The 8,226-nt window shown below is 37.2% G+C and carries 7 protein-coding genes; 6 read left to right on the top strand and 1 reads right to left on the bottom strand.

What is annotated here, in order from left to right; translation table 11 throughout:
• Window positions 1–434: 434 nt before the first annotated feature.
• From FTU00_RS15105 to FTU00_RS15080, 6 genes are all read left to right on the top strand, one after another.
• Window positions 435–1,529: a hypothetical protein gene (locus FTU00_RS15105; RefSeq protein ID WP_180048581.1), complete on the top strand. Its 1,095-nt coding sequence runs from the start codon at window positions 435–437 to the stop codon at window positions 1,527–1,529.
• A gap of 154 nt (window positions 1,530–1,683) precedes the next feature.
• Entirely contained in the window at window positions 1,684–2,211 is a 528-nt protein-coding gene (locus FTU00_RS15100) for a plasmid replication DNA-binding protein (RefSeq protein WP_180048580.1), read from the top strand.
• 80 nt (window positions 2,212–2,291) lie between these two features.
• Complete coding sequence (locus tag FTU00_RS15095) at window positions 2,292–3,773, top strand: Eco57I restriction-modification methylase domain-containing protein (RefSeq protein ID WP_180048579.1); 1,482 nt, start codon at window positions 2,292–2,294, stop codon at window positions 3,771–3,773.
• The gene (locus FTU00_RS15090; RefSeq protein ID WP_180048578.1) at window positions 3,751–4,722 is read left to right on the top strand and encodes a BsuBI/PstI family type II restriction endonuclease; all 972 of its coding nucleotides are present in this window, start codon (window positions 3,751–3,753) and stop codon (window positions 4,720–4,722) included. The genes FTU00_RS15095 and FTU00_RS15090 overlap by 23 nt, the downstream gene beginning before the upstream one ends.
• 69 nt (window positions 4,723–4,791) lie before the next feature.
• Window positions 4,792–5,052 (top strand): tellurium resistance protein TerC, encoded by a 261-nt coding sequence (locus tag FTU00_RS15085; RefSeq protein ID WP_180048577.1) that lies wholly within the window; start codon window positions 4,792–4,794, stop codon window positions 5,050–5,052.
• 248 nt (window positions 5,053–5,300) lie between these two features.
• Complete coding sequence (locus FTU00_RS15080) at window positions 5,301–6,263, top strand: replication initiation protein (RefSeq protein WP_180048582.1); 963 nt, start codon at window positions 5,301–5,303, stop codon at window positions 6,261–6,263.
• 1,718 nt (window positions 6,264–7,981) lie between these two features.
• Here FTU00_RS15080 and FTU00_RS15510 read toward each other — a convergent pair.
• Window positions 7,982–8,226 (bottom strand): hypothetical protein (locus FTU00_RS15510; protein WP_218951809.1); only part of this gene is annotated, 245 nt, incomplete at its 5' end.

Genomic DNA, 8,226 nt, shown 5'->3' with positions numbered 1-8,226 from the left:
AATGCACACAGCGAGTCGAGCTTATTGGTCGTGTCCTTTTCTGGTACACGCTTAGGTAGAAAATCAACGGGCGTGACACCCTCCTTCCTCCTAAACAGGAACAACCATTGTGAAAGCAATCTCAAGTCGGGCGGGTAACCCGACTTGAGAAATTTGAAGTCGGGTTGGTAGCCCATGAGATTAAGCGTCAATCTACAGCTCAATTTTTACGCCCTTCCTTATCAAAAGTCAATTACAGCAGGTTCTATTGAGCTGATACCATCATGTGACCAAAAAGCATGTATATTCAGATTTAGAAGGTCGTAAAAATTGAGTATTTCCTAGAATTTACTTGTTATGGTTATGTCATAATTTTTCTGTTATGGTTATGTCATCGTTATTCCATAAAAATGGTTTTTTAAGCCTATTTTTGTGTTGATAGGGGAGTTAAAGGATTGATTTACTATTCAACGACCAAAGCAAAATTCCTGCAATTGGTTAGAGAAAGATTCACCTATGCCGAAGCAAATGGTGAAGTTTGTCTGATCTCTTATCATGAATTTCATCATTATCAGGATGCATTAAGAGTTATTAGAGGACGGGAATCTAAAAAAGGATGGATTGAACGCTACAATCTAGAAGCTAGTGCAAGTACACGGCATCGACACAAAAAAACTCAGCCTGTTTTTGATCTGGTCCTTATGGCTTCCGTAAAATCTGAAAGTGAACCAGTGAAGTACAACCTAGCCAATAATTTACGAGTAACTGTTACTGATATTAGTTTTGATCACTTGGAAAGAAACCACTTTGAGGATGTTCGAATTACAGCTTGCTTGGTTGTTACCATTCCAAAATCATTCTTAGTTATTGAGCATGGTAAACCTGCTTTATTTGATATTAAAAACCAAGATCATGTCAGCGAAATCAACAAGAAATTAAAAGCATTAATTCCGAACGTAGAACGATTTAACACGCCAGTTAAGACTGTATTGCTTAAGAATTACAAAATTCTTAAAAGAGGCGCAAAGATTACGCCTGAAAAAGCCGAAGCAAAGTATCAACGAGAACTAAAGGCTTGGGAAAAGGAGTTTGCTAGAAATCCTGAAACAGCAGGGAATAAACCTAAGAAAACTAGCGTTCCTATGCAGGAATGGACTGTCTGTTTAAGTGAAGGTGCTTTGAATACTATCCGTGATGCGTTGAATGGTCTGATCCTTACTTATCAGGGCAAAAAGAATCTATTTTTAAAGGATGTAGATCGAGTTCATGGCTTTCTATCTAAATATGTCGGACATCGTGGGGTGCGTTCGGATATTGGTAGGGAATATGGTGTATTTAGAAGAACTTTTAAAAATAAATGTGGGAAAGACCTAGATAAAGCGTTGGACTCGCATACGCTTAAACTTGGATATTTTGGGCAGTTGAAAGACGAATATAAGCACTGGGAATATGCTCACTTTTATCCCAAAGATAATTTAGAGCTAATGATGCTTCGATCTATCCTGAGTTTTTATGAAAATACCAATAAACAAGCAGAAAATTTGTCATGACGATGGACAGCTTTACCAGGATGCTTTCAGTATCTTGGTAAAGCCTTTCAACCCTTCAAAATATTCCCATATATTAAAACATTGACCATAAATGTAGCCCTCCCCTGTCGCCCAAGTGTATATTGAATACCTTTAGTGACAGGGGATGTAACGCATGAAAAAAATGACTGTAGGTGAGCTTGCAAAGCTTTATGGATTGAACCGACAAAGTATATATAAACGTATAAATAAAGGGGATCTAAGCAAGGGGAGTGACGGAAAAATAGATTTTGCAGAAGCTATTAGAGTGTTTGGTGAACCAAGTGAAAGAAACCAAAATGTAACTGCGTTACAGTCTACCGAGTTACAAAAGCAGACAGAAGTTGACACTCTAAGGCTACAGGTTGAAATGCTACAGAAACAGCTTAAAAAAGCTGAAGAGACAGAAGACTTTTTGAAGGAACAGATTAAAACTAAGGATAGTAGTATCCATTTGCTCCAAACCCTTTTAACAGCTCCTAAAGAATCGTCAGTACAAGGTAGTGTAGAGAAACAACAGAGTGATCCAGTTCTTTCTAAGCTACCTGAGCTTGAAAAGAAGCAAGAAGAACATCTAATTCCGAAGCCTATCCTTGAAGAAGAGAAGAGACCAAAGAGAAAGGGCTTATTTAGTCGAGTTGTTAGTGCCGTATTTGATGAGTGAAGGCTCGTATATTAGCCAACGATTTACTGTTTATTTCCTTACATACACTACAATTGCACTGTCCTATTTAAGATTTACTTATGATCTCAAACATCTCTATTACCCAAAATCAGTTTTTACAGACGAAAGCTTCCAGTGAAAAAAAGGAGTTGGGGCAATTCTTTACACCTAGTGAAATAGCAACATTCATGGCTAGTTTGATTACTCTTGATAAGGACAAGAGCCAATCTATTAGTGTTCTAGATGCAGGTGCAGGTGCAGGTATTTTGGGGATTTCTGCATTATTAAAATTAAAAGAATTGGGCTTTAAAAAATTACATTTAACAGCCTATGAGAAAGATGATTTAGTTATCCCATTATTAAAAGAGAATTTAGATACTTTTTCTAAAGAAAATGAAGGAATCTCATTCAGTTATGAGGTTATTAACCAAGATTTTATCTTGGAAAAAAACAATCAGACCTATGATGTTTGTTGTATTAATCCTCCATATTTTAAATATTCTGTGAAAACTTCCCCTTATGCTAAATCAATGGCTCATTTATTTAAGGGTGATCCCAATATTTATGCTTTGTTTGTTGCAAAAGCATTAAGCCTTTTAGCTCCACAAGGAGAACTAATTTTTATTACTCCTCGTAGTTTTACCAATGGGCTATATTTTAAAGGTTTTAGAAAATATTTACTTAAAAACAATAGCTTGAAAGCAATTCATATTTTTAAATCAAGAAAAGATGCTTTTAAAGAGAGTGATGTACTTCAAGAAAATGTCATTTTCAAAATTGTGAAAGATCTACAGCAATCTCAAATTCGTGTTTCATCATCAAATGGTGTAGATGATCTCAATAAATCAGAGATTAACGATTATGCTCCTGATCTGCTTTTAGACAGTACCTCTAGTGAATCTTTTATTCGTATTCCTGAAAGCCGAGAAGATGCAGAAGTTCTATCTTTGGTTGAAAGCTGGGGAAATACGTTTGATGAAATGGGTTACTTCATTTCAACAGGTCCAGTAGTTGAGTATCGTTCAAAAGAGTTTTTAGAGCCTACTCAAACTGATTCATTACCTTTGATCAATGCACATAATTTACAAGATCTAAAAGTCATATTTAATGGATCTCATAAGAAAGATAAGAGGTTTTATTTAATTGAGGGTGCGAGTAAATGGTTAGTACCTAATAAAAACTATGTCCTAATTCGTAGAATTAGTTCTAAAGATGAAAAGAAGAGAATTGGTGCTGCTGTATATGAAGCATCTAATTTTAAACAAGATTTTGTAGCCTTAGAAAATCATATTAATTTTATCGGTCACAAAGACCGAGATATGACGCTCGAAGAAACCTATGGTCTAGCCTTGATATTGCGCTCAAATTTGTTTGATACCTATTTTAGAACTATCTCTGGCAACACTCAGGTAAATGCTACAGAAATAAAAACCCTAAAATTCTGCTCGAAAGAAGTAATTGAAAAGTTAGGTTCGGATTGGCTAACAGGAAAAATTGAAGAAGACCAAACGGACGAGTTTTTGAAAGATCGGATTAAATATGAATCAAGATATACAGTCTAAAATTGATCAAGCACAGCAGTTGTTGAAGGCTTTTGGTTTACCTCCGGCTCAACAGAATGAAAGGGCGTGTTTAACCTTACTTGCTTTAGCTAATTTAAAGCCTTCTGATGGTTGGGAAAGTGTTACGAATAATCTCTACCGTACCGTAGATCTAATGGCATTTATGGCTGTGTTTTATTTTAAAGAATATAAAGCAAATACCCGTGAAACTATTAGACGACAAACATTACATCAGTTCATGCAACATGGGCTTGTAACTAAAAATAGAGATGACTTAACAAGACCAACCAATAGTGGTCAAACGAATTACAGTCTAAATGATGAAGTGATAGAAATTTTAAAAAAAATGCCTAATGGTGACTGGAAGAGTGAAGCTGAAACCCATGCAATTAACGCTAAATTATTGCTTAAAGCTCACAAAAAACGTGTGGCTAAGACACAAGTTTTGGTTAATTTACCGTATATGGTAGAGCCGTTGCGCCTTTCAGCAGGTGCTCATAATCAATTACAAGCAGATATTATTCACACATTTTTACCCCAGTTTGCAGGTGCAGAAACACGACTTTTATATGTTGGCGACACAGCGAGTATTGATGGAACAGGTGGAAAATTTGCATTTTTAAACTCAGAATGGTTCGCAAAATTAGGAATCCCTGAGCTTGCTAAAGATAAATTGCCTGATGTCGTGGCTTTCGATCCTGAAAAGGAATGGCTCTATCTGATAGAAGCAGTCACAACTCATGGACCAATTTCAGAAAAAAGATGGCAAGAATTACAGGCTATGTTGGAGAGTACCCATCTAGGTTGTGTGTATGTCACAGCATTCCCTGATAGAGCTACGTTTAGAAAGTATTCTGCAGATGTTGCATGGGAAACTGAGGTTTGGTTAGCCAATGAGCCTGAGCACATGATTCATTTTAACGGTGATCGGTTTTTAGGACCTCACTAAACACATAATATATTTGTTTTCACGTTTTTGGTGTGCTATATTTTGAAAAAATCATAGATGTACTTAGCTATGACATATAGTGAATTTCAGATAGAACTTATCAATAGTGGTTTAAGTATTAAGGACTTTGCATCCCTAATAGGGATGCATCCTAACTCAGTTACTAACTACAAAAGTAAGGGAGTTTTGCCCTTAAATTTGTCGATTATTGTAGCTTTAATATCTGAGCTTAAAGGAAAAGGAATTGACCCTGAACCAATAATTGAGCAGGTTAAAAGGAAGCATCTACAAGATATAGTGGGTGTTATTGCTGAAACTAAGGAAGAATAAAATAGGGTAAATGTTACAAGAAATTAAAAAATTGCTATTCGACGTACGAAATACTAGATTTAGAAAAGATCTTCTATTAACGTATCGTTTCAAGTAAGTAACACTTTATTACAGACGAAAAAAAAGCCCAGAACTTTGGCGAGTAGGACTTTTTTTTCAGGACAGAGCATTGAAGATGACCGCCCCTAGAATCTACGGTCATTTTATCTATTGCCTTTAAAAAAAACAATGCAAATTGGATAAAAACATTGACCGAGATAGACGTAAGCTCTTTTAGAGAGCAATTTGCAAACAAATTGCCTAGAAAGCCGTGGTGTACCAATGAAAAGGGACAACCTCTATTAGTTCGACCAAAAGAACTAGCGATCTCTTATAGCTATATTCAGCCGAATAGCCCTTTTTATCAGAACTATTTCATTCTAGATTTAGATTATGAAGCTGCTATTGCGGATATTCTATTTGAACGTTCTGGCATACCTCTACCAAACTTAGTCACATCGAACTTTCATAATGGTAAGGCTCATATCATTTTTGAGCTTGAAACTCCTATCTATAAAACTGATGCTAGTAGGCAAAATGTCATAGCTTTTGCTCATGCTATTTTAAAACGCCTTCAACAGCTTTTCGATGCTGATATTGGTTATACAGGGGTGATTACTAAGAATCCTTTATCTAGCCAATGGCGTGTAACAGAACTAAGAAAAAAGCCTTATTCACTCTATGAATTGGCTGAAAAGATAGATCTACCAAAGAACAAGTATGAAAAGCCCAATATCAAATTGGATGAAGCAATAGGGCTTGGTCGAAATTGTTATATCTTCTACACAGCTTGTCCCTTTGCTTATGTTGAGATCAGAAAATATAGAGGGAAGACGTATAAACAATGGGAAAAAGCTATGATCGCTCATTGTATGACGCTAAATGAGGGGTTATCTGAGCCACTGGGTTACAACGAAATTAAATGTATAGCAAAGAGTATCAGCCGTTTCTGTTGGAAAAATGATGGTTACTGCTATCAAGAATTCATTGAACGACAAAGATATAAGGGAAAATTAGGAAATAAAGTGTCGGTCCAAGTTCGTAAAAATAAAGCTTCTGAAAGAAAAGAAAAGGCTCTAGAACTTAAAAACTCAGGAAAGACAGTAAAAGAAATAGCATTGGAATGCGAAGTGAATGAAAGAACGATTAGAAGATGGCTGAATGGGAACTGAATGGGGCGGACATTTACCCTAAATCAGGTAATAGCTCGTAGCATTCGGTTTTTGTCATTTCAGTCAATTTTAAATATGTTCCACGCTTTAATAATTTAAGTTTAGCTTAGGCTAATTTAGGTTGGTTATTGACAGTTATCCAAACAAAATCTTGAAGATCTAAACTTGCGATATTGGCTTAACTCTAACTCATGGTTTGCACCAATTTCGTTTTTTCCTTAGTTCCTTTTAAGTTTACCTATTGAAAGTAAAAAGTGGCTTAAAACGCAAAAGAGAAGATAAAGGGCTAATACAAAATGTACTAGCCCTTTAAAGGGTTATAAACCTTCAAAACTCCAAAATGAAGTTAGAAGATCAGCTAACAGTCAAAACATTGGTTGCCCAATATAGTTCCAGTTAGTAAGTGTTTAACTAGCCTAAGCAGGGCTTAAGTAGTTCAAAGAGCTTAAAAACTCTTTGTTAGTTCAACTTTTCCATTACTGGAGAAGCTGAAAAGGGCAATTGCCATATCCTCTTGCGCTGAGGAGTACGCTAGCTTAGTAAAACCAATGGTTGAACCAAACTAGATTCATTGAAGTATTAACGTTACTTCGGACGTTTTGATTTCCATAGATTACTCAACAGAGTTATTCCCTATTGAGTTTTAATGCAGCATCAAGGAAATCAGTGCTGCAACACTTCAACTTTGGTCGGTGTAGACCTAGCCATTTAAGGGATGACTCCCAATTCTATTCAGTAACAGCACCACCTGTTTTCTGAAATATAGAATTAAACGCTTAATCTCCATAAAGACAGCACCACCTGTTTCTCTATGCGTTGTAGCCACTACTCGAAGTTTTTTTCTTCTTTCGATGCTACGCAAGCTTACTTATAGCAAGGAAACCAATCCAAGAAGCTATAAGCTCGCAAGCCGGACTTCAAATACTTCCATTGCCCGAGCAAATTTTCGTTTCATCAAGCTCACTACACTTCGGTGATCTTCACCACACGTTTTCTAAGCCACGCTTACAAGATGAAATTGTTCAATTATTCAAAGCCGAAGCCGTGAAATCATGAACGTCTACTGATTGCGCTCCCACACTATAAATCCATAAGAAAACGGGTATTTAATCCGCTGCTTATGAAACCGCAATACGTTATACCTCGGCACCCGTCGAATCGGAGAGCCAACGCTACGTTAGTGTTTCCCAAGTTAGATACAACTCTAGCCATTTAATACTCAAGCCCCCGTCACAATCTTCTCTATCTCTTATTACTCCACCGTTTTCAGATAAAACCTGCAAGATTCTGATTACCGAATAAGATGATAAAGACAAAGCTAACGTACTTAAGTTTTCGGCACTGTATAGCAGGGTACGCCAGTGTTGTATTAATTTCGCCTACAACATCCTCAGTCTGCCCCACCGTTACAGGCTTGAGCTATCCATCGACCTTTTAATAGCTTCGGTAACTGTCATCACGACAAATCATGCTACCTAACCAAAAAGTGTCGTCTAAGGCCGTCTTTCAACTCCTAGACCCGTTGCATTGCTACAACGTGAGAAGCCCACCTGTCAGTCACTCACCATGCCGTATAGACATTTTCAAGCATGGAAAGGGTGGTACTAGCGCGACGACATTCCTTATCGTCCACTACCACTCGCAGTAGCTTTTTCATCTACTGCAATCAAGTTGTTCAGGATCGGTAAACCGTCCGTTTCCTTGTCGCCCATCCTGCTTTAAGTTTTCTCAACCGTGATACCACTTAAAGCAAGACCCCCTTTTAAGGAGAGTGAGTAGAATGCGGGATTTTCACCCGACAAGCCCCCGTTCCCACCGTGCGAGCACCAGTTTCCTAATGCACACAGCGAGTCGAGCTTATTGGTCGTGTCCTTTTCTGGTACACGCTTAGGTAGAAAATCAACGGGCGTGACACCCTCCTTCCTCCTAAACAGGAACAACCATTGTGAAAGCAATCTCAAGT

Source organism: Acinetobacter sp. YH12041, assembly GCF_013419975.1.
GTDB lineage: Bacteria > Pseudomonadota > Gammaproteobacteria > Pseudomonadales > Moraxellaceae > Acinetobacter.
The sequence above is the reverse complement of the archived record's forward strand: the minus strand, read 5'-3'. Positions and strand labels throughout refer to the sequence as shown.